Annotated in this window: 22 protein-coding genes; 11 read left to right on the forward strand and 11 right to left on the reverse strand. The window is 66.3% G+C overall.

Going from position 1 to position 21,319, the window contains the following annotated elements; all coding sequences use genetic code 11:
* Window positions 1-333: 333 nt before the first annotated feature.
* The 3 genes from choV to GB880_RS08635 all read right to left on the reverse strand — a co-directional run bounded on the left by choV (window position 334) and on the right by GB880_RS08635 (window position 3,404).
* The gene (gene choV / locus GB880_RS08625; RefSeq protein WP_154493767.1) at window positions 334-1,380 is read right to left on the reverse strand and encodes a choline ABC transporter ATP-binding protein; all 1,047 of its coding nucleotides are present in this window, start codon (window positions 1,378-1,380) and stop codon (window positions 334-336) included.
* Window positions 1,373-2,224: a choline ABC transporter permease subunit gene (gene choW / locus GB880_RS08630; RefSeq protein ID WP_154493768.1), complete on the reverse strand. Its 852-nt coding sequence runs from the start codon at window positions 2,222-2,224 to the stop codon at window positions 1,373-1,375. The genes choV and choW overlap by 8 nt, the downstream gene beginning before the upstream one ends.
* Window positions 2,225-2,450: 226 nt before the next feature.
* Complete coding sequence (locus GB880_RS08635) at window positions 2,451-3,404, reverse strand: choline ABC transporter substrate-binding protein (RefSeq protein ID WP_154550488.1); 954 nt, start codon at window positions 3,402-3,404, stop codon at window positions 2,451-2,453.
* 131 nt (window positions 3,405-3,535) lie between these two features.
* On the opposite strand from GB880_RS08635, the gene betI reads away from it, so the two are divergent.
* The 3 genes from betI to betA all read left to right on the forward strand — a co-directional run bounded on the left by betI (window position 3,536) and on the right by betA (window position 7,262).
* Window positions 3,536-4,105 carry a choline-binding transcriptional repressor BetI gene (gene betI / locus GB880_RS08640; RefSeq protein WP_154493769.1) on the forward strand — a complete coding sequence of 190 codons (570 nt, stop codon included), beginning with the start codon at window positions 3,536-3,538 and terminating at the stop codon, window positions 4,103-4,105.
* Window positions 4,102-5,547 carry a betaine-aldehyde dehydrogenase gene (gene betB / locus GB880_RS08645; protein ID WP_154493770.1) on the forward strand — a complete coding sequence of 482 codons (1,446 nt, stop codon included), beginning with the start codon at window positions 4,102-4,104 and terminating at the stop codon, window positions 5,545-5,547. The genes betI and betB overlap by 4 nt, the downstream gene beginning before the upstream one ends.
* 62 nt (window positions 5,548-5,609) lie before the next feature.
* A complete protein-coding gene (gene betA, locus GB880_RS08650) occupies window positions 5,610-7,262 on the forward strand; it encodes a choline dehydrogenase (RefSeq protein ID WP_154493771.1) in 1,653 nt (550 codons plus the stop codon).
* Between the two features lie 9 nt (window positions 7,263-7,271).
* On the opposite strand, the gene GB880_RS08655 is transcribed toward betA, so the two are convergent.
* Window positions 7,272-7,808 carry a YceD family protein gene (locus GB880_RS08655; RefSeq protein WP_154493772.1) on the reverse strand — a complete coding sequence of 179 codons (537 nt, stop codon included), beginning with the start codon at window positions 7,806-7,808 and terminating at the stop codon, window positions 7,272-7,274.
* Window positions 7,809-7,920: 112 nt separating this feature from the next.
* Between GB880_RS08655 and GB880_RS08660 the strand changes: the two genes are divergently transcribed.
* Complete coding sequence (locus tag GB880_RS08660) at window positions 7,921-8,376, forward strand: outer membrane protein assembly factor BamE (protein WP_154493773.1); 456 nt, start codon at window positions 7,921-7,923, stop codon at window positions 8,374-8,376.
* Window positions 8,377-8,420: 44 nt separating this feature from the next.
* On the opposite strand, the gene msrB is transcribed toward GB880_RS08660, so the two are convergent.
* Complete coding sequence (gene msrB / locus GB880_RS08665; RefSeq protein ID WP_154493774.1) at window positions 8,421-8,813, reverse strand: peptide-methionine (R)-S-oxide reductase MsrB; 393 nt, start codon at window positions 8,811-8,813, stop codon at window positions 8,421-8,423.
* A gap of 90 nt (window positions 8,814-8,903) precedes the next feature.
* On the opposite strand from msrB, the gene GB880_RS08670 reads away from it, so the two are divergent.
* The 3 genes from GB880_RS08670 (at window position 8,904) to rnd (ending at window position 12,192) form a co-directional block, all read left to right on the forward strand.
* Window positions 8,904-9,659 (forward strand): GNAT family N-acetyltransferase, encoded by a 756-nt coding sequence (locus GB880_RS08670; protein ID WP_154493775.1) that lies wholly within the window; start codon window positions 8,904-8,906, stop codon window positions 9,657-9,659.
* Between the two features lie 43 nt (window positions 9,660-9,702).
* Complete coding sequence (gene tgt, locus GB880_RS08675) at window positions 9,703-10,833, forward strand: tRNA guanosine(34) transglycosylase Tgt (protein ID WP_154493776.1); 1,131 nt, start codon at window positions 9,703-9,705, stop codon at window positions 10,831-10,833.
* 186 nt (window positions 10,834-11,019) lie between these two features.
* Window positions 11,020-12,192: a ribonuclease D gene (rnd, locus tag GB880_RS08680; RefSeq protein WP_263467377.1), complete on the forward strand. Its 1,173-nt coding sequence runs from the start codon at window positions 11,020-11,022 to the stop codon at window positions 12,190-12,192.
* Window positions 12,193-12,206: 14 nt separating this feature from the next.
* Here rnd and GB880_RS08685 read toward each other — a convergent pair whose 3' ends face one another.
* The 3 genes from GB880_RS08685 to hisA are packed head-to-tail and all read right to left on the reverse strand — an operon-like array spanning window position 12,207 to window position 14,005.
* Window positions 12,207-12,518 (reverse strand): phosphoribosyl-ATP diphosphatase, encoded by a 312-nt coding sequence (locus tag GB880_RS08685; RefSeq protein ID WP_154493778.1) that lies wholly within the window; start codon window positions 12,516-12,518, stop codon window positions 12,207-12,209.
* Window positions 12,515-13,276 (reverse strand): imidazole glycerol phosphate synthase subunit HisF, encoded by a 762-nt coding sequence (hisF, locus tag GB880_RS08690; RefSeq protein WP_154493779.1) that lies wholly within the window; start codon window positions 13,274-13,276, stop codon window positions 12,515-12,517. Before hisF ends, GB880_RS08685 begins: the two co-directional genes overlap by 4 nt.
* 12 nt (window positions 13,277-13,288) lie before the next feature.
* Entirely contained in the window at window positions 13,289-14,005 is a 717-nt protein-coding gene (gene hisA / locus GB880_RS08695) for a 1-(5-phosphoribosyl)-5-[(5-phosphoribosylamino)methylideneamino]imidazole-4-carboxamide isomerase (protein ID WP_154493780.1), read from the reverse strand.
* Window positions 14,006-14,148: 143 nt separating this feature from the next.
* Between hisA and GB880_RS08700 the strand changes: the two genes are divergently transcribed.
* Window positions 14,149-14,535, forward strand: a complete 387-nt coding sequence (locus GB880_RS08700; protein ID WP_154493781.1) for a DUF2147 domain-containing protein — start codon at window positions 14,149-14,151, stop codon at window positions 14,533-14,535.
* 93 nt (window positions 14,536-14,628) lie between these two features.
* On the opposite strand, the gene hisH is transcribed toward GB880_RS08700, so the two are convergent.
* Both hisH and hisB read right to left on the reverse strand, forming a co-directional pair.
* The gene (gene hisH / locus GB880_RS08705) at window positions 14,629-15,258 is read right to left on the reverse strand and encodes an imidazole glycerol phosphate synthase subunit HisH (RefSeq protein ID WP_154493782.1); all 630 of its coding nucleotides are present in this window, start codon (window positions 15,256-15,258) and stop codon (window positions 14,629-14,631) included.
* Window positions 15,258-15,845: an imidazoleglycerol-phosphate dehydratase HisB gene (hisB, locus tag GB880_RS08710; RefSeq protein ID WP_154493783.1), complete on the reverse strand. Its 588-nt coding sequence runs from the start codon at window positions 15,843-15,845 to the stop codon at window positions 15,258-15,260. The genes hisH and hisB overlap by 1 nt, the downstream gene beginning before the upstream one ends.
* 184 nt (window positions 15,846-16,029) lie before the next feature.
* On the opposite strand from hisB, the gene GB880_RS08715 reads away from it, so the two are divergent.
* Both GB880_RS08715 and zapA read left to right on the forward strand, forming a co-directional pair.
* Complete coding sequence (locus tag GB880_RS08715) at window positions 16,030-16,653, forward strand: hypothetical protein (protein WP_195840724.1); 624 nt, start codon at window positions 16,030-16,032, stop codon at window positions 16,651-16,653.
* Window positions 16,654-16,657: 4 nt separating this feature from the next.
* Window positions 16,658-17,023, forward strand: a complete 366-nt coding sequence (gene zapA / locus GB880_RS08720; RefSeq protein WP_154493784.1) for a cell division protein ZapA — start codon at window positions 16,658-16,660, stop codon at window positions 17,021-17,023.
* A gap of 19 nt (window positions 17,024-17,042) precedes the next feature.
* Here the strand turns inward: zapA and GB880_RS08725 are convergent, their stop codons facing one another.
* Window positions 17,043-17,609 (reverse strand): hypothetical protein, encoded by a 567-nt coding sequence (locus GB880_RS08725; protein ID WP_263467052.1) that lies wholly within the window; start codon window positions 17,607-17,609, stop codon window positions 17,043-17,045.
* 235 nt (window positions 17,610-17,844) lie between these two features.
* Here GB880_RS08725 and carB point away from each other — a divergent pair, with 235 nt between their 5' ends.
* Window positions 17,845-21,177, forward strand: a complete 3,333-nt coding sequence (carB, locus tag GB880_RS08730; protein WP_154490985.1) for a carbamoyl-phosphate synthase large subunit — start codon at window positions 17,845-17,847, stop codon at window positions 21,175-21,177.
* The last annotated feature ends 142 nt before the right edge of the window (window positions 21,178-21,319 follow it).

Below are 21,319 nucleotides of genomic sequence, written 5' to 3' on the forward strand. Positions count from 1 at the left end.
CGGTCGGCCCCTTTTCAGATGGTTGAAAATGACGGCCATAGGCGCGCGTCGAGGCGCGGGCCGGTTGGACGTCGGGTCAGGGGGTGATCGGCGGGCCGGCCTGGCAGGCCACCGCTCGATCGGGTTCCGTCAGGCGCGCAGGGCGCCGTTTCGGCTGCTTCGCGAGGCGAAGATGCCGAACAGGGCTGCTGCCACAGCGGCGGTGTGCTTGCTCATGCCAGGGCCCCTTCTCTTGAGGTTGCGGAACAGGGGCTTGATAGGCACAGGCGCAGATTCGCCGCAACCCGCCCGGCACAGGAACCGGGCGGGTGATGGCGTTGCGGCAACAGGGGGTCAGGCGTGGTTTTCGACCGCGCCGCCGCGCTGGCGTTCGGCCACCAGCCGGCACAGGATGCCCTGGCGGGTGACGCGCCCGCCGCCTTGCAGCGGCAGGGCATCGACACCGGTTTCGGTCATCATGCGGATCACGTCGCGCACGGCAGTCTCGCGGTCGATGGGGGTGCCGGCGGCGGGCTCGGCCTCGGCCATGTCCTCGGCGGTCAGCACCGCCAGCGGATTCATGTGTGCGACGAAGTCCTCGACATAGGCATCGACGGGGTTGGCGATGATTTCGCGTGCGGTCCCGACCTGGACGATGCGCCCGCCCTCCATCAGCGCGATTCGGTTGCCGATGCGAAAGGCTTCGTCGAGATCGTGGCTGACAAAGACGATGGTGCGGCGGAACCGTTCCTGCAGTTCCAGCAATTCGTCCTGCAACCGGTTGCGGATCAGCGGGTCCAGCGCCGAAAACGGCTCGTCCATCAGCAGGATGGGGGCTTCTGTGGCAAAGGCCCGTGCCAGGCCCACGCGCTGCTGCATGCCGCCGGACAGATCGCCCACCCGGCGGTCGGCCCATTCGGTGAGGTTCACGGTCGCCAGCTGCGCGTCCACCCGTTGGGCGCGCTCCGCCGCGGGGACGCCGGCCAGTTCCAGCCCCAGGCCGACGTTTTCGCGCACCGTGCGCCAGGGCAGCAGGCCGAATTGCTGAAACACCATGGCCACACGTTCGCGCCGCAGCCTGCGCAGCTCGGCGCTGCCGGCCTTGCTGACCGAGGCCATGCGGTCGCCGTCCCAGATGCGCACCTCGCCCCGGCAGACGGCATTGAGCCCGTTCACCGCCCGCAGCAGCGTGGACTTGCCCGAACCGCTGAGCCCCATCAGCACCAGGATCTCGCCCTCGCGCACGTTCAGCGAACAATTGTGGACGCCCAGCACCTGACCGGTCTCGGCCTTGATCGGACCGCGCGCCAGCCCCTGATCCATCAGCGGCAACGCGGCCTGCGGGTTGTCGCCAAAGACGATGTTCACATTGTCGAATTCGACGGCGTTGCGATCAGTCATGATGTTTTCCCACACGCAGCATCCGGTCCAGCATGATGGCGACGACGACGATGATGAAGCCGCTTTCAAAGCCCAGGGCGGTGTTGACGCTGTTCAACGCCCGCACCACCGGCACCCCGAGGCCCGAGGCCCCGACCAGCGCCGCGATGACCACCATCGACAGCGACAACATGATGGTCTGATTGAGGCCGGCCATGATCTGCGAGGTGGCGCTGGGCAGTTCCACCTTCCACAGCAGTTGCCGTGGCGTGGCGCCGAAGGCGGTGGCGGCCTCGACCAGCGCCTGCGGGGTCGAACTGATGCCCAGATGCGTCAGCCGGATCGGCGCCGGCAGCACGAAGATCACCGTGGCGATCAGCCCAGGCACGGTGCCGATGCCAAAGAACACGATCGCGGGGATCAGATAGACAAAGGTGGGCAACGTCTGCATCAGGTCCAGCACCGGGCGCATCCAGGCGTAAAGCCTGGGCCGATGCGCGGCGGCGATGCCCAGCGGCACCCCGATCGCCATGCATACCACGCAGGCCGACAAGACCAGGGTCAGCGTCTGCATGGTTTCCTTCCAGTAGCCCTGATTGAGGATGAACAGGAAGCCCAGACCGACCAGAAGGCAGGTTTTCCAGCTGCGCTGCAAGAACCACGCCAGCACCACGGCCAGCAGCGTGAAGATCAGCGGATGCGGAAGTTCCAGCAGGTGCAGGATGGCATTGATAAGTGAATCCAGCACCTTGGAAATGAATGCGAAAATCACCGCTGCATGGGCGTTCAGCCAGTCGAAAGCGGCCTTGGCGGTCTTGCCGACCGGGATCTTGGTCTCGGTCAATAGCGCGGTAAGTTGGTCCATACGTCCTTTGCTACCGTTCTGGCGGGCCGGGCCGACCCGGATGTGTCTGAGTGGCGAAGTCGGGAAGTGGGATCGCTTCAGGGCGCCGGGCGCAGGCCGGGGCCAGGGCGGTCCGATGCGGGGCATCGCAGACGGGCGCGGCGGTGCGACCGAAGGGCAGGGGCGAACAAGGCCGCCCCTGGCGCGGGTGACAGGGTTGCGGGCAGTGCCGAACCTTGTCGCCTGATCATTCGGCCAGCGCCTTGTCCAGCGCGGCCTGGGCGTCGCCACCGTCAAAGGTGGTCACACCCGCCAGCCAGGGCTTGGCGGCATCGGGGTTCTTTTTCAGCCATGTCAGCGCGGCATCGCCCGGCTGGGCGCCGTCGTTCAGGATCAGCCCCATCACCTCGTTTTCCATGGGCAGGGTGAATTCCAGGTTCTGCAGGAACTTGCCGACATTGGGGCAGGCGGTGGCATAGCCGGCGCGGATGTTGGTATCGACGCGCGCCCCGCCGAAATCGGGGCCGAACACATCGTCGCCGCCCGACAGATAGGTCATCTGGAACTGGGTGTTCATCGGATGCGGTTCCCAACCCAGGAACACCACCGGCTTTTTGGCACTGTCGGCGCGTGCGACCTGGGCCAGCATGCCCTGTTCGCTGCTTTCGACCACCTCGAACGTGCCCAGGTCGAACTTGTTTTCGGCAACCATCTCCAGCAACAGTCGGTTGCCGTCATTGCCGGGCTCGATCCCGTAGATCTTGCCGTCCAGCTCGGCCTTGTGCGCGGCGATCTTGGAAAAATCGGTGATTCCCAGATCGGCGCCGGCCTTGTTGGTGGCCAGGGTATATTTGGCGCCGGTCAGGTTCGTGCGCAGCACCTCGACGGTTCCGGCGTCGCGATATGGTTTGATGTCGTTTTCCTGGCTGGGCATCCAATTGCCCAGGAACACGTCCACATCCTGCTTGGCCATGGCGGTATAAGTCACCGGCAAGGACAGGATCTTGGTTTCGGGCTGATAGCCCAGCGCCTGCAGGACGGTCGAGGCCAGGGCCGTGGTGGCGCTGATATCTGTCCATCCCACATCCGAAAAGACGACCTTGCGGCACTCGGGCGGCTCCTGCGCAAGCGCGCTGTCGGCAAGCCCCAGCGTTACGGCCAGTCCTGCGGCACACAATGCGGCGGTGCGGCAAAACGTCATATGGTATTTCCCCCTGTTTGTTGACTGGCGAGTCAATTAACACGTATATTGATTGACGAGTCAATCAAAGATCGGTTAGCCCGGTCTCAGATCCGCAAGTTTCACGAAATGAAGGCAAACGGTGTCCTGTCATGCCCAAGCTGGGTGCTGAGCCTATCCGAAAAGCCGCATTAATCAACGCCGCCATCGCGGCGGTGGGGCGGGCAGGCTCGTTGGACGTCACCGTTGCGCAGATCGCCCGCCAGGCGGGGATGTCGCCAGCCCTGGCCCATCACTATTTCGGCTCAAAGGAGCGAATCTTTCTTGCCGCGATGCGGCATATCCTGTCGCAGTATGGCGAGGCGACGCGTCAGGCCCTGGCGGGTGCCAACGGGCCGCAGTCGCGGCTGGCTGCCGTGGTTCATGCCAGCTTCGACGTGCGCAATTTCGACCGAGACACCATTGCCGCCTGGCTGAACTTCTATGCGCTGGCCCTGGTCGAGCCCGAGGCGGCGCGGCTCTTGCGTGTCTATCACCGGCGGTTGCGATCGAACCTGCTGGTGGGGTTGCGCCCGCTGGTGGCCGATCGCGCGGCAACCGTGGCCGAGACGTTGGCGGCGCTGATCGACGGGCTATACCTGCGCGCGGCGCTGGGCAGTGCCACCACCGCCGCCGAGGCCGAACGCATGACCCTGGATTATCTGGACAAGGTGCTGACATGAGCCATTCCGCCCAACCCGCCGCCAGCCTTTACATCGCCGGCACCCATGTCGAGGGGCAGGGGCCCGAGTTGCCAGTGCACTACCCCTTCAGCGGCGAGGTGATCGCCCGCCTGCACGAAGCCAGTCCCGAACAGGTGGCGCAGGCAACCGCGGCCGCGGCGGCGGCCCAGCCGGCCTGGGCGGCCTTGCGTCCGGTGGAACGCGGCCGGGTGCTGATCCGCGCCGCCCAGATCATCCGCGACCGGGCCGAGGAACTCGCCCGCCTGGAAACGCTCGATACCGGCAAGCCCATTCAGGAAACCCGGGTCGCGGACTGGCCCTCGGGGGCGGATGCGCTGGAATATTTCGGCGGGCTGGCTCCGACCGTCACCGGCCAGACGATCCCCCTGGGCGGGGATTTCGTCTATACGCTGCGCGAGGCGCTGGGGGTCTGCGCCGGCATCGGCGCCTGGAACTATCCCAGCCAGATCGCCTGCTGGAAGGCGGCGCCGGCGCTGGCCATGGGCAATGCCATGGTGTTCAAGCCCAGCGAGGAAACCCCCCTGGGCGCGCTGAAACTGGCCGAGATCCTGACCGAGGCCGGTCTGCCCCCCGGCATCTTCAACGTCGTTCAGGGACGCGGTGCGGTGGGCGCGGCGCTGGTCGCCGATCCGCGCGTGGCCAAGGTTTCGCTGACCGGATCCGTCGCCACCGGCCAGCGCGTCTATGCCGCCGCCGCACAAGGGATGCGCCATGTCACCATGGAACTGGGCGGCAAGTCGCCGTTGATCGTGTTCGAGGACGCCAATCTTGACGACGCGGTGGGCGCCGCGATCCTGGCGAATTTCTATTCCTCGGGGCAGATCTGTTCCAACGGCACCCGGGTTTTCGTGCAAGAGCCGGTGATGCAGCCGTTTCTTGAACGCCTGGCGGCGCGGCTGTCATCGGTGCGGATGGGCGACCCGCTGGACGAGACGACCCAGCATGGCCCGATCATCAGCCCCACCCAGGCCGAAAAGGTTCGCCAGGCCATCGCCCGCGGCCTGGATGAGGGCGCGCGGCTGGTCTGCGGCGGGCCGGGTGAGGGACCGTTCATTCCCCCCACGGTCTTTGCCGAGGCGCGCGACGACATGTTCATCGCGCGCGAGGAAATCTTTGGCCCGGTGATGACGGTGCTGGGCTTCGATACCGAAACCGAGGTGCTGGCCCGCGCCAACGACACCCCCTATGGGCTGGCGGCCGGGGTGTTCACGCGCGATCTGGCGCGCGGACATCGCATGGCCGCAGCGCTGCAGGCCGGCACGACCTGGATAAATGCCTATAACCTGACCCCGGTCGAGGCACCCTTTGGCGGCGTCAAGCTGTCGGGGATCGGGCGCGAGAATTCGGCCGCGGCCATCGAACATTATTCGCAACTGAAATCCGTCTATGTCGGCACCGGGGGTGTCGATGCGCCCTATTGAGTGAATGCAGGGCCGGATGGATCGAAACATCATCGCCCCTTGTGGGCACAAGGAGAGCAGGGATGACGCCTGATTATGTGATCGTCGGGGCAGGCTCGGCCGGCTGTGCGCTGGCCTATCGGCTGGTGATGGCGGGCAAGCGCGTCGATCTGATCGAATATGGCGGGTCGGATGTGGGGCCATTCATCCAGATGCCGGCGGCGCTGAGCTATCCGATGAACATGCGCCGCTATGACTGGGGGTTTTCCTCGGAACCCGAACCGCATCTGGGCAACCGCCGCCTGGTGACGCCGCGCGGCAAGGTGATCGGCGGGTCCAGTTCCATCAACGGCATGGTCTATGTGCGCGGCCATGCCAAGGATTTCGACCACTGGGCCGAAACCGGCGCAACCGGCTGGGCCTATGCGGATGTGCTGCCCTATTTCAAGCGCATGGAAACCTCGCACGGCGCGATCAGCGATTATCGCGGCACCGAAGGGCCACTGCATGTCACCCGCGGTTCGCGCAAGAACCCGCTGTTCAATGCCTTCATCATGGCGGGACGCCAGGCCGGCTATCCGCTTACCGAGGATTACAACGGCGCCCGGCAGGAAGGGTTCGGCGCCATGGAGGCGACGATCTGGGAAGGCCGGCGCTGGTCGGCGGCCAATGCCTATCTGCGGCCGGCCCAGGAAACCGGGCTGCTTCGGCTGCGTCGCGGGTTGGCGCAGCGCGTCGTGTTCGAGGATGGCCGCGCCGTCGGGGTCGAGGTGCGCAACACCCGCGGCGTCAACGTGTTCCGTGCCCGGACCGAGGTGATCCTGTCGGCCAGCTCCATCAATACCCCCAAGCTGCTGATGCTGTCGGGGATCGGCCCGGCCGACCATCTGCGCGAACATGGCATCGAGGTGCTGGCCGACCGGCCGGGGGTGGGCGCTAACCTGCAGGACCACCTTGAAATCTACATGCAATATACCGCGACCAAGCCGATCACGCTTTACAAGCATTGGAACCTTTGGGGCAAGGGTTCGATCGGGGCGCAGTGGCTGGCGACAGGGACCGGGCTGGGGGCCTCGAACCAGTTTGAAAGCTGCGGTTTCATCCGTTCGGCCGCCGGGGTCGAATATCCCGACATCCAGTATCATTTCCTGCCGCTGGCCGTGCGTTACGACGGCAAGGCCGCGGCCGAGGGGCACGGTTTCCAGGTGCATGTCGGCCCGATGCGGTCCAAGTCGCGCGGCACCGTGCGGCTGAAATCGGCCGATCCCAAACAGCCCCCCGAAATCCGTTTCAACTACATGTCGCATCCCGACGATTGGGCAGAGTTTCGCGCCTGTGTCCGCCTGACCCGCGAAATCTTTGCCCAGCCGGCCTTTGCCGAATACAAGGGCCATGAAATACAGCCCGGCGAGCATGTGCAGACCGACGAGCAGATCGATGCCTTCATCCGCGATCATGCCGAATCCGCCTATCACCCCTGCGGCACCGCCCGGATGGGCCGCGCCGACGATCCGATGGCGGTCGTCGATCCCGAATTGCGGGTGATCGGGGTCGAGGGCCTGCGTGTCGTCGACAGTTCGGTGTTTCCCCGCGTTACGAATGGCAACCTGAACGCGCCCTCGATCATGACGGGGGAAAAGGCGGCAGATCACATTCTGGGTCAGGGGATGCTGGCGCCGCTGAACCTGGGCCCCGAGATGTCACCGGACTGGCGCGAACGCCAGCGCAGCGCCTGAGGCCAACCCCTAGCCGGGCTTGGGCCCTTTCAGCAGGTCCGCCAGCCCGGCAAAGGGCCTGCGGGTCTGCCCGGCCGCTTCCTCGGTCGGGGCAGACTCGGGCGCATCCAGCGCCGCATCGGGCGCGCGCGGATAAAGCGGCAGCGCCAGTGTCAGTTCCTCGGCCAGAATCGCGGCCAGGTCGATGAACTGACCCAGGGGCTCAAGATCGTCGTCGGGCATTTCCACCTCGTCCGCATCGGGGATCGACACATGCGGCGAAAAGACCCGATGCACGTCCTGCTCGAGATCGGTGGTGACGGGGGCAAGTGTTACCACGCAAGGCTGAACCACACGTGCGCTCAGCTGACCCGACACCTCCCAGGCATCGCCTTCGACGGCGCGAATCTCGCCTTGAAAGCGCAGGCGCGACAGTCCCCTCAGGCCCAGATCGTCGGCCAGCGCCTGACGCGCCGCCGCATCCGGGGTCAGTGCGAAGCCCGTCGGCTGACGCGGGTTGAGATGCGCCACCCGAAGCCGGGTCTGCGGGGTCTTGCGGTCGGTCATGGCGGGCCTTTCGTCGTGCTGCGCGCGTGGCAGGGATATTCTTGAGCGCGGGGCACGAGTTTGCTAAGCCGGTCGCGCGGCGTCAACAGGCGCGTAAAGGGGCAGGATCGAGATGAAGTTTTCCCGGCGGCGGATGATGGGTGTTGCACTGATCGCGTCCCTGGCGCTGTCGGCCTGCCAGGCGACCTATCGCAACCACGGCTATGTCCCGCCGGAAGAGGATCTGGCTCAGGTCGTGGTCGGCCGGACCACCCAGCCCGAGGTCGAAAGCCTGATCGGGCGGCCGTCGGCGCAAGGCCTGCTGACCGGATCGGGCTGGTATTACGTCGGCTCGCGCTGGCAATTCTATGGGCCGCGGGAACCGCGCGAGGTTCAGCGTCAGGTGGTGGCGATCAGCTTCAACGAAAATGGCACCGTGACCAACGTCGAACGGTTCGGCCAGGAACGCGGTCGCGTGGTGGTGCTGTCGCGGCGCGTCACCGATACCGGCGTCACCAGTCTTGGACTGATTCGCCAGCTTCTGGGCAATATCGGCCGGGTCTCGGCAGGTCAGCTGCTGGATGACTGATCGCGCGCCGCAGAGCTGGCTCGTCCGCCGGGTTGGACGGCCGCTCAGGCCGGGTCGGGGACAAAGCGCAGCGCCACCCCGTTGATGCAGTAGCGCAGCCCCGTGGGCGGCGGTCCGTCGGGGAACACATGGCCCAGATGCGCATCGCAACGGTGGCAGCGGACCTCGGTGCGGATCATCCCGTGGCTGGTGTCGCGATGTTCGTCGATGGCGCCACCGGGGCGCGAAAAGCTGGGCCAGCCGCAATGGCTTTCGAACTTGGCATCCCCATCGAACAGGCGTGCCCCGCAGCAGACGCATTCGTAATGCCCCGGCCCGGCGGGAAATCCGGGATGGGAAAACGGACGCTCGGTGCCGGCCTGGCGCGTCACCCGATAGGTTTCGGGGTCCAGTTCGGCGCGCCATTCGGCATCGGATTTGATCACGCGATCTGTCATGCGGCCCCTTCAATCCTGTGCTGCTGCTGATACAAGATAGAAGCGCAAGGCGCAGGAACAAGACATATCTGATCACAGGCCGGACCCCTCATGGACAGCTTGCGCAAGGGGCGATACGAATTGCGCCCGGCCCTGGACGACAGCGATCTGCGCAAGACGCAGGCGTTGCGATGGCAGGCTTTTGTCGCCTGCCGAAGCGCGGCGGCCGAGCGCGAGGGCATCGAGGCGGACGATCACGATTCGCGCTGCCAGCACATGATGATCCATGATCTGCCTTCTGGGCGTCTGGTCGGCAGCTTTCGGTTGCTGCTGCTGGCCGGCGGGGCGCAGGTCGGCGACAGCTATGCGGCCGGTTGTTACGATCTTTCGGCCCTGTCGCGCATGCAGGTGCCGATGCTGGAGCTTGGCCGCTTCTGCATCCACCCCGATTGCCACGACCCGGATGTGCTGCGCCTGGCCTGGGGGGCATTGGCGCGGCTGGTAGATGCGCAGGGCATCGGCTTCATCTTTGGGTGTTCCAGTTTTGCCGGCACGCAGCCTGACCGCTTTCGGGCGGCCTTTGCCCTGCTGAACCAGCGTTATCTTGCGCCGCCCGCCTGGGCGCCGGGGCGGCGGGCGGAACGTATCTGTCCGCTGGCCTCGGGCGACGATGGCCAAGGCGGCGATCCGCGCCTTGCCCTGCAACAGCTGCCGCCCTTGCTGCGATCCTATCTGGCGATGGGCGCGCGGGTCAGCGATCATGCCGTTGTCGATACCCGCCTGGACACGCTGCATGTGTTCACGGGGCTGGAGATTGCGGCCATTCCCGCGAACCGCGCGAAACTGTTGCGCGCTGCCGGCGCATGAGCGGCTTTGCATCCGGCGCGCAAAGCGCCTATGTGCCCGGGTCATGAGCGACAGATTCCAGTTTACCCTGCAGGCCACCGACGGCCGCGCCCGCTGCGGCGTGATCCACACCCCGCGCGGCGAGATCCGCACCCCCGCCTTCATGCCGGTCGGCACCGCCGCCACGGTCAAGGCCATGTTGCCCGAATCGGTGCGCGCCACAGGCGCCGACATCCTGCTGGGCAATACCTATCATCTGATGCTGCGCCCCGGCGCGCAGCGAATCGCCCGGCTTGGCGGGTTGCACAAATTCATGAACTGGCCGCGCCCCATCCTGACCGACTCGGGCGGCTTTCAGGTGATGTCGCTGTCCAGCCTGCGCAAGCTGACCGAAGAGGGCGTGACCTTTTCCAGTCACATCGATGGCAGCAAGCATTTTCTGTCACCCGAAACCAGCATGCAGATCCAGCGCGATCTGGGCTCGGACATCGTGATGGCCTTTGACGAATGTCCGGCGCTGCCGGCCGATGATGCACGGGTGGCGCAATCCATGCGCATGTCCATGCGCTGGGCGCAGCGGTCGCGCGACGCCTTCGGCGACCGGCCGGGACATGCGCTGTTTGGCATCATGCAGGGCGGCGTCACGCGCGAATTGCGCGAGGAATCGGCCCAGGCGCTGCAAGCCATCGGCTTTGACGGCTATGCCATCGGCGGCCTGGCAGTGGGCGAGGGGCAAGAGGCGATGTTTGGCGTGCTGGACTATGCCCCCGGTCTGCTGCCCGCCGACAAGCCGCGCTATCTGATGGGCGTGGGCAAGCCCGACGACATCGTGGGCGCGGTGCAGCGCGGCGTCGACATGATGGATTGCGTTCTGCCCTCGCGCTCGGGACGGACGGGGCAGGCCTGGACCCGGCGCGGTCAGGTCAATATCAAGAACGCGCGCCACGCCGACGATCCCCGCCCCCTGGACGAGGCCTGCGGCTGCCCCGCCTGCACCGGCTATTCCCGCGCCTATCTGCATCATGTCTTTCGCGCCGGGGAAATGATTTCCGGGATGCTGCTGACCTGGCACAACCTGCATTATTTCCAGGAGCTGATGTCGGGCCTGCGCGCAGCCATCTCCGAACAGCGGCTAGAGGCCTTTGTCGCCGACTTCCACGCCACCCGCGCACAGGGCGATATCGCGCCGCTGTAACGGCGAGGGCGCGGGCTGTGTCGACGGCGATGCCGCGGCAATGCGGGCACATCCCGGCGATGATGCGCGGAAAACGCGGGGTATCGCCTTGAACTTCGGCGCGGCTTGGATAATTGCGGGGAATCGCCGGCGGACGATCCGCCACATCGAAAGAACCAGATGCCAGCAAATCAGACTGCGCCCCAGATCCGCACCATCACCACCACCGCCGAACTGGCCGAATTCTGCGCGCTGGCCAAGACCCATCCCTATGTGACGCTGGACACCGAGTTCCTGCGCGAACGCACCTATTATTCGCGGCTGTGCCTGATTCAGGCGGCGCTGCCGCCGGCGGGCAATGGCAAGACTCCCGGCGGGCCTGCGGTGCTGATCGACCCGCTGGTCGAGGGGCTGTCGCTAGAGCCGCTGTATGACCTGTTCCGCCACCGCGGCACGGTCAAGGTGTTTCACGCCGCGCGCCAGGATCTGGAAATCTTCTTTCACGATGCCGGGGTATTTCCCGACCCGCTGTTCGACACCCAGATCGCGGCGATGGTCTGCGGCTTCGGCGAACAGGCGGGCTATGAAACCCTGGTCAAGAAGATCGCGCGCCAGCCGCTGGACAAGTCCTCGCGCTTTACCGACTGGTCGCACCGGCCGCTGTCGGATGCGCAGGCCACCTATGCGCTGGCCGATGTGACGCATCTGCGCGCGATCTACGAATTTCTTGCAGCGCAGCTGGAAAAGACCGGTCGCGGTCCCTGGCTTGATGAAGAGGTCGCGGTGCTGTTGGACCCCGAAACCTATATCACCCGGCCCGAGGATGCCTGGGAGAGGGTGCGCACGCGGTCGGGTTCGCCCCGATTTCTGGCGGTGGTGCGCGAACTGGCGCGTTTCCGCGAGACATTCGCCCAGGAACGCGACATTCCGCGCGCCCGCGTGTTCAAGGATGACGCGCTGATCGAACTGGCCTCGACCAAACCCCTGACCGAGGCCGATCTGGCCAAGTCGCGGCTGCTGCTGCGCGATGCCCGGCGCGGCGAAATCGCCAGTGGCATCCTGGCGGCGGTCAAGGCCGGGCTGGACAGCAAGGATCCGCCCAAGCCGCAGCCCGAGGAACCGGGACGGCCGGGAAATGCAGCGCTGGCAGAATTGCTGCGCGTGCTGTTGAAGGCCAAGGCCGATGCCGCCGGCGTGGCGCCGCGCCTGATCGCCTCGGCCGCGGATCTGGATGCGATCGCCGCGGGGGCGCGCGATGTGCCGGCGCTGAGCGGCTGGCGGGCCGAGGTTTTCGGTCGTGATGCCTTGCGGCTGGCGGCGGGGGAAATCGCGCTGTCGGCACAGGGCGGCGCGGTCAGGGTGGTGCCGGTGGCGGGCTGACCCGCCCGCCGGCGCTATTTGCGCGCGGCCTTTTCGTCGATGCCCGAACGCCCTTCGCGGCGGTCCAGTTCCTGTTCCACCTCGGCCAGGGTCACGCCGCGCGCGGCCAGCATCACCAGCAGGTGATAAAGCGCATCCGCGGCCTCGCCGATCAGCTTCTGACGGTCGCCCCTCACCGCCTCGATGATCGCCTCGACCGCTTCCTCGCCGAATTTCTCGGCGCATTTTTCCGGGCCGCGGGCCAGAAGGCGCGCGGTCCAGCTGGTGTCGGGATCGGCGAACTTGCGTTCCTCGATCGTGGCGGCCAGGCGCTGCAATCCGGTCATGTCAACCTCATCGGGATGCCGGCGGCGGCCATGTGCTGCTTGGCCTCGCGGATGGTGAAGGTGCCGAAGTGAAAGATCGAGGCGGCCAGAACCGCGCTGGCATGACCCTGGATCACGCCTTCGACCAGATGGTCCAGCGTGCCGACCCCGCCCGAGGCGATCACCGGCACCTCGACCGCGTCGGCAACGGCCCGCGTCAGCGCCAGGTTGAAGCCGGCGCGGGTGCCGTCGCGATCCATGCTGGTCAGCAGGATTTCCCCCGCCCCCTTGGCCGCCACGGTGCGGGCAAATTCGACGGCATCGATGCCGGTGGGCTTGCGCCCGCCATGGGTAAAGATTTCCCATTTTCCCGGCGCGACGGTCTTGGCGTCGATGGCACAGACGATGCACTGGCTGCCAAAGCGGTCGGCTGCCTCGGCAATGACATCGGGGTTGGCGACGGCGGCGGAATTGAAACTGACCTTGTCGGCCCCGGCCAGCAGCAGGTCGCGCACGTCGCGGTGGCTGCGCACGCCGCCGCCCACGGTCAGCGGCACGAAGCAGGCCTCGGCCGTGCGGGTTACCAGATCGAACATGGTGCCGCGATTTTCATGCGTGGCGTGAATGTCGAGAAAGCAGATCTCGTCCGCCCCGGCCGCATCATAGGCGCGTGCCGCCGCGACCGGATCGCCGGCATCGACCAGGTCGACGAAATTCACCCCCTTGACCACGCGGCCGTCGGCCACGTCCAGACAGGGGATCACCCGCGTCTTGAGCATGCTGTCCCTCCGTCAGGCCAGGGCACGCAGCGCCTGACCAAGGTCGATCGCCCCATCATAAAGCGCCCGGCCCGAGATGGCACCCGCAATCACGCCGCTGTCGCGCAACGCGATCAGGTCATCGAGGCTGCTGACCCCGCCCGAGGCGATGACGGGGATGTTGACGGCCCGCGCCAAGGCCTCGGTCGCGGCAATGTTGGGGCCCTGCATCGCCCCGTCGCGGTCGATGTCGGTGTAGATGATCGCGGCCACGCCGGCATCCTGGAACCGCTGCGCAAGATCGGTTGCCAGCACATCGGTTTCCTCGGCCCAGCCACGGGTTGCGACGCGGCCCTGCCGGGCGTCGATGCCAACCGCGATCTTGCCGGGAAAGGCCATCGCGGCCTCGCGCACCAGTTGGGGGTTTTCGACGGCGACCGTGCCCAGGATGACCCGCGCCAGCCCGCGTTTGAGCCAGGATTCGATGGTGGCCATGTCACGGATGCCACCGCCCAGCTGGGCGGGGATGTCGATGGCGGCCAGAATCGCCTCGACCGCATCGGCATTGACGGGCCGGCCAGCGAAGGCCCCGTTCAGGTCGACCAGATGCAGCCATTCCGCCCCGGCATCCTGAAAGGCCCGCGCCTGCGCGGCCGGATCGGTGCCAAAGACGGTCGCCGCCTGCATGTCGCCGCGCAGCAGCCGCACGCAATTGCCGTCCTTGAGGTCGATGGCGGGATAAAGGATCATCGCATCTCTCCTGATAACGTCGCGTTCCTTTGCCACAGGATGCGGCGGACCGAAAGGCCCGGACCCGACGTCAGGCTTGATCGGCGGCTGCCCGCACCCGCATCCTGCGCCGGCAAACAATCCCTTGGGGAGGGGGAATCATCATGCGCAAACTGGCATTCGCCGCAGCCCTGATCGTGGCCGGCGGTGCGGCCCAGGCCGAAGGCATCAGCGGCATCTTTCAGACCCAAGCCAATGACGACGGCAATGTCGGCATGGTCCAGTTCTATGACTGCGGCGGCAAGTATTGCGGCAAGCTGATCAAGAGCTTTGACAAGACCGGCAAGGAGATCAAGTCGCCGCACACCGGCAAGAACATCGTTGCCGGCATGAAGGACGACGGCAATGGCCAGTTCTCGGGCGGCACCATCTGGGATCCGGGCGCAGACAAGACCTACAAGTCCAAGATGACGCTGAGCGGCAAGACGCTGAGCGTGTCGGGCTGTATCGCCGTTTTCTGCAAGACCCAGCGCTGGACGCGGGTGAAATAGCGGCAGGGCGCGCGCCGCCCGCCCCATCGAGGGCCGGGCGACGCGGGGGCTTCGCCCCGGGCGTTGGCACCGCCGGGTGCTGGCGCGGCGGCCTTAGGGTTGCCAGCGCAGGAAATTGCCGATGATGCGCAGCCCCACCGCCTGGGATTTTTCCGGGTGGAACTGGGTTCCGACGATGTTGTCGCGACCGACCACGGCGCTGACCGGCCCGCCATAATCGGCAATGGCCAGCTGATGCGCCGGATCGCTGACCCGAAACTGCCAGCTGTGCACGAAATAGGCGTGATCTCCCGAGGCGATGCCGTCCAGCACCGGATGCGGGCGCAGCACCACCAGATCGTTCCAGCCCATGTGCGGCACCTTGAGCCCCGGCGCGCGGATCGGGTCGATTTCGCCGCCGATCCAGTCCAGCCCGGCGGTGTCGCGGTATTCATGCCCCAATGTCGCCAGCATCTGCATGCCGACGCAGATGCCCATGAAGGGCACGGCGCGGTCCAGCACTGCCTCGCGCAGCGCCTCGACCATGCCGGGCACCGCGTCCAGCGCCGCGCGGCAGGCCGGAAAGGCGCCGTCGCCCGGCAGCACGATGCGGTCGGCACGAGCGACCATCTGTGGGTCAGATGTCACCACGACCTCGGCCCCGGCTTCGCGTCCCATCAGGGCAAATGCCTTTTCGGCGGAATGCAGGTTGCCGCTGTCGTAATCGACCAGCGCCACCCGCATTACAACGCCCCCTTGGTCGAGGGCAGGCTGCCCGCCATGCGCGGGTCCGGCTCGACCGCCTCGCGCAGGGCGCGGGCCACCGCCTTGAAGCTGGCTTCGGCGATGTGATGGGCGTTCAGCCCGTGCAGCAGGTCGACATGCAGAGTGATGCCGCCATGCGTGGACAGGGCCTGGAAGAACTCGCGCACCAGTTCGGTATCGAAATTGCCGATCTTGGCGCTGGGGAAATCGACGTTCCAGACCAGGTAGGGCCGCGCCGACAGGTCCAGCGCCGCCCGCACCAGCGAATCGTCCATCGCCAGATGAAAGCTGCCATAGCGGCGGATGCCGCGCTTGTCGCCCAGGGCCTGCGCCAGCGCCTGGCCAAGGGCGATGCCGGTATCCTCGACCGTGTGGTGATCGTCGATGTGCAGGTCGCCCTGGGCGCGCACGGTCAGGTCGATCAGCGAATGGCGCGACAGCTGATCCAGCATGTGATCGAAGAACCCGACCCCCGTCTGGTTGTCGTAGCGGCCTGTGCCGTCCAGATCCAGGCTAAGCTCGATCCGGGTTTCGGCGGTCTGGCGGGTGATGGTGGCGCGGCGCATCGCGTCTCTCCGTGCGGGGGCGGCTTGGCGCCTTATAGGCGGCGGACAGGCGGGTGAAAAGACATGCGGCGGGGATTGGCGCATCATCGTTGTCCCTGGCACATGTCCTTGTCATGCGGGCAGGGGGATGCCAAAACGGAGCGGGCGACACGCATGACAAGCAACCCGGGAAGGACCGTGGCTGATGAGAAATGACCTGAGCGCCAGCGAAAAGCGGCTGATTGCAGCCCTGGATCGCATCGACCGTTCGATCGATCGTGCCGCCGCGCGCGGTGCAGCCGCGCAGGGGGCTGTCGAGTCGGAACTGTCCGAGGCATTGGCCCAGGCGCGGGCCGAGAACCAGCGGCTGTCGCAGGAGCTTGTCGCCCTGCACGAAGCCCAGGCACAGACTCTGGCCAGTTGTGAATCCCGTCTGGCCGAGGCGCATCAACGTCTGGTCGCCAGCGGCCACGAGGTCGCGCGTCTGGCCAGTGCCAACGAGGCGCTGGTTGCCGCAAACCGGGCGCTGATGCAGCCGGGCGACAAGGCTGACGATGCGCTGCATGCCGCGTTACAGGCCGAAATCGATTCGTTGCGTGCATCCCGCGCCGCCGAACAGGCGCGTCTGGGCGATATGATCGACACGCTCGACCGCATGGTCGGCACGCCGAGGGGCCTGAACCCGCTGTCGGGCGAGGGTGAGGACAAGGCGGCCGCCGTGCCGGCGGTGCCGCATGTCCCGATGCCGCCCGACCCGGCCGCGCTGGCCGAGGCGATTGCAGAACATGTGGCCATCGACCACCGCCCCGAAACCGCGCAAAAGGATTGATCCAATGGCTGTGGTCGAATTTTCCATCGGACACAAATCCTATTCCCTGTCCTGCCAGGATGGCGAGGAGCGCCTGCTGAAGCGGGCCGCGGGTCTGCTGGACGCCGAGGCGCGGGTGATCCTGGAACAGGCGGGCCGGATGCCCGAGGCGCGGCTGCTGTTGCTGGCGGCGCTGATGCTGGCCGATCGCACCGCCGGGATCGAGGATCGGCTGGCCTCGACCGAGCGCGAACTGGCGCGGCTGAAGGCCAATCCGCCGCGAGTCGAGGTGCCGGTGGTGCCGGCCAGCCTGTCCGAAGCCATGGCCGAGCTGGCCGCCCGCGCCGAGGCGCTGGCCCAGAAGGCCGAGGATCAGATCCCGCGCGACTGACCGGGCAGGGGGCCGCGGCTCAGGCGCCGATGGCCCCGCCCAGCAACGTGGCGGCCACCACAGCCAGCCAGCATGCGGCCGCGCGCTGCACGATCAGGCCGTCGCCGCGACCGCAGCGCCCCAGGCTGCCCGCGACGCCCCACAGCGCCGCCACCATCGCCACCAGCAGGCAGAACCAGGCCAGCCGTGGCAGAAAGGCCGGATCGCCCATCGGCGGCAGGATCACCAGACCCAGGACCAGCGCCTTGGGATTGAGAAGGGTGGTGACAAGGATGCGTCGCGCCCCGATCCGCCCGCCATGGCCCGCCCGCGGGCTGATCCGCCACAGCCGCAGCGCCAGCCAGCCAACCCAGGCCGCCGCCGCCAGCTTCAACACCACCGCCGCGCCCGGGAAATGTGCCAGCAAGGGCGCACCCAGCCAGGTCAGGGGCAGGATCGCCGCCAGATAGCCGGCCAGTTCGGCCGGAATCAGGCGCAGCGGCCGCTGCCATCCGCCCTGAAGCCCCGCCAGCGCCATCAGCGTATTGGTGGGGCCGGGCGCCAGCAGCAGCGCCAGGACGGCCAGCAGGAATTCGGCTGTGGTCATTGTCAGGGCCTTCAGTCTGCGCGCAAGAAGCATTCCGGAAATGCCGTGTGCGGGCCGCGCAAGCCTTGATCTGGATCAGATCGCCGCCGATCTCGCCTGCAAGATCGTGACCGCCGGAAGCGTCCCGGCCGCTGGGGCGGTTTTTTCCGGATGGGCCCGGCGCGAACCCTTGCGACTTTGCCGCTCATGGCTATAACCCCGGTCGATTTACCTGCCGCCAGCCCGAGGGACCGCCATGCCGAAAAGAACCGATATCAAATCCATCCTGATCATCGGTGCCGGACCCATCGTCATCGGTCAGGCCTGCGAATTCGACTATTCCGGCGCCCAGGCCTGCAAGGCGCTGCGCGAGGAAGGCTATCGCGTCATCCTGGTGAACTCGAACCCCGCCACGATCATGACCGATCCCGAAATGGCGGATGCCACCTATATCGAGCCGATCACCCCCGAGGTGGTCGAAAAGATCATCGCCAAGGAACGCCCCGACGCGCTGCTGCCGACCATGGGCGGTCAGACCGGCCTGAACACCGCCCTGGCGCTGGCCGACATGGGGGTGCTGACGCGCTATGGCGTCGAGCTGATCGGGGCCCAGCGATCCGCCATCGAGATGGCCGAGGACCGCAAGCTGTTCCGCGAGGCGATGGAGCGGATCGGCCTTGAAAACCCCCGCGCCACCATTGTCGCGGCGCCCAGGCTGGCCAATGGCAAATACGACATTCAGGCAGGGATCGCCCAGGCGCTGGTCGATCTGGAACAGATCGGCCTGCCGGCGATCATCCGCCCGGCCTTTACCCTGGGCGGGACCGGGGGCGGCGTCGCCTATAACCGCGACGATTATGAGCGTATCGTGCGCTCGGGCCTGGAAGCATCGCCGGTGGCACAGGTTCTGGTCGATGAAAGCCTGCTCGGCTGGAAGGAATACGAGATGGAGGTCGTGCGTGACCGCAACGACAACGCCATCATCGTCTGTTCGATCGAGAACGTCGATCCCATGGGTGTTCATACCGGGGATTCCATCACCGTAGCGCCTGCCCTGACCCTGACAGACCGCGAATATCAGCGCATGCGCAATGGCTCGATCGCGGTGCTGCGTGAAATCGGCGTGGAAACCGGCGGCTCGAACGTGCAATGGGCCATCAACCCGCGCGACGGGCGCATGGTGGTGATCGAGATGAACCCGCGGGTGTCGCGCTCCTCGGCGCTGGCTTCCAAGGCCACGGGCTTTCCCATCGCCAAGATCGCCGCGAAACTGGCTGTGGGCTATACGCTGGACGAACTGGACAACGACATCACCAAGGTCACGCCGGCATCCTTCGAGCCGTCAATCGATTATGTCGTGACCAAGATTCCGCGCTTTGCCTTCGAGAAATTCCCCGGCGCCAAGCCCGAACTGACCACGGCGATGAAATCGGTGGGCGAGGTCATGGCCATCGGCCGCAGCTTCCATGAATCGCTGCAAAAGGCGCTGGCCTCGATGGAAAACGGGCTGACCGGGCTTGACGACATCGAGATCCCCGGCGCGCCCGACAAGGCCGCCATCGTCAAGGCGATCAGCGTTCAGACGCCCGACCGGCTGCGCCTGATCGCGCAGGCCATGCGCCATGGTCTGAGCGATGACGAAATCCAGCAGGCCACCAGCTTTGATCCCTGGTTCCTGGCCCGGCTGCGCGAAATCGTCGATGCCGAAAATACGGTGCGCGCAGGCGGACTGCCCGCGGATCTGGACGGGCTGCGCCGGCTGAAGATGATGGGCTTTACCGATGCCCGCCTGGCTGCCCTGACCGGGCAGTCGGAAAAGGCCGTGCGTGACGCCCGCCGCAAGCATGAGCTGCATCCGGTGTTCAAGCGCATCGATACCTGCGCGGCCGAGTTCGAGGCCCAGACCCCCTACATGTATTCCACCTATGAGATGCCCGCGATGGGCGAGGTGGAAAACGAGGCGCGGCCGTCGGACCGCAAGAAGGTGGTGATCCTTGGTGGCGGCCCCAATCGCATCGGCCAGGGGATCGAATTCGACTATTGCTGCTGCCACGCCTGTTTCGCACTGACCAAGGCCGGCTATGAAACCATCATGGTCAACTGCAACCCGGAAACGGTTTCGACCGACTATGACACCTCGGACCGGCTGTATTTCGAGCCTCTGACGCTGGAACATGTGCTGGAAATCCTGCGTGTCGAACAGGAAAACGGCACCTTGCACGGCGTCATCGTGCAGTTCGGCGGTCAGACGCCGCTGAAGCTGGCCAATGCGCTGGCCGATGAGGGCATTCCGATCCTGGGCACCAGTCCCGACGCCATCGACCTGGCCGAGGACCGCGAGCGGTTCCAGAAACTGCTGCACGATCTGGGCCTCAAGCAGCCGATCAACGGAATCGCCGCGACAGACGCGCAGGCCATCGAGATCGCCGAGCGCATCGGCTTTCCGCTGGTCATCCGCCCCTCATACGTTCTGGGTGGGCGGGCCATGGAAATCGTGCGCGACATGGATCAGCTGAACCGTTACATCCGCGAGGCCGTGAAGGTGTCGGGCGACAGCCCGGTGCTGCTGGACAGCTATCTGGCCGGCGCGATCGAGGTGGACGTGGATGCGCTGTCGGATGGCAAGACGGTGCATGTCGCCGGCATCATGGAACATATCGAGGAAGCCGGCGTCCACTCGGGTGACAGCGCCTGCTCGCTGCCGCCCCATACTCTGGACCAGGACACCATCGCCGAACTCAAGCGCCAGACCGAGGCCATGGCCCGGGCGCTGAACGTCGTCGGCCTGATGAACGTGCAGTTCGCGCTGAAGGATGGCGAAATCTATGTGCTTGAGGTGAACCCGCGCGCCAGCCGCACCGTGCCTTTCGTCGCCAAGGCGACCGACAGCGCCATCGCTTCGATCGCGGCGCGGCTGATGGCGGGCGAGCCGATGTCGAACTTTCCGGCGCGTCCCGCCTATCCCGAAGGTGTCGGCCCCGAGGACAGTTTGCCCTTTGCCGATCCGCTGACGCTGGCCGATCCGAACACGCCCTGGTTCTCGGTCAAGGAGGCGGTGCTGCCCTTTGCCCGCTTCCCCGGAGTCGACACGCTGCTGGGTCCGGAAATGCGCTCGACCGGCGAGGTGATGGGCTGGGACCGCACCTTTGCCCGGGCCTTCCTGAAGGCGCAGATGGGGGCGGGCACTCAACTGCCCGAAACCGGTCTGGTGTTCATTTCGGTGCGCGATGCGGACAAGACCGATGCCCTGGCCCAGGCCGCGCGGGATCTGACGCAAATGGGCTTTACGCTGGTGGCGACCCGCGGCACAGCCGAATTCCTGCGGGAAGCGGGCGTTGAAACCGAACTGGTGAACAAGGTCTATGAGGGGCGCCCGAACATCGTGGACCGCCTGAAGAATGGCGAGATCGCGATGGTGCTGAACACGACCGAGGGGGCACAGGCCATTGCCGACAGCCGCGACATCCGCGCCGTGGCGCTGAACGACAAGATTCCTTATTTCACCACCGCTGCCGGCAGTATCGCGGCCGTGGCGGCCATCCGTTCGCGCGGCGAAGGCGAAGTGGGGGTGCGCTCGCTTCAGGCCTGAGCCGCGGCCGGGCGGCTGAGCGCATCTTTGGAAATGTTCGCGGGCGTCGCGCATTGCGCGATGATGGCTGCTGCATGCCCGGGGCCTGCCCGAAGATGCCAACCCCTTGCCGGCCATGCGGAGCTGAAGGCAAGATCGTATT

The organism is Paracoccus sp. SMMA_5_TC, assembly GCF_009696685.2.
Lineage (GTDB): Bacteria > Pseudomonadota > Alphaproteobacteria > Rhodobacterales > Rhodobacteraceae > Paracoccus.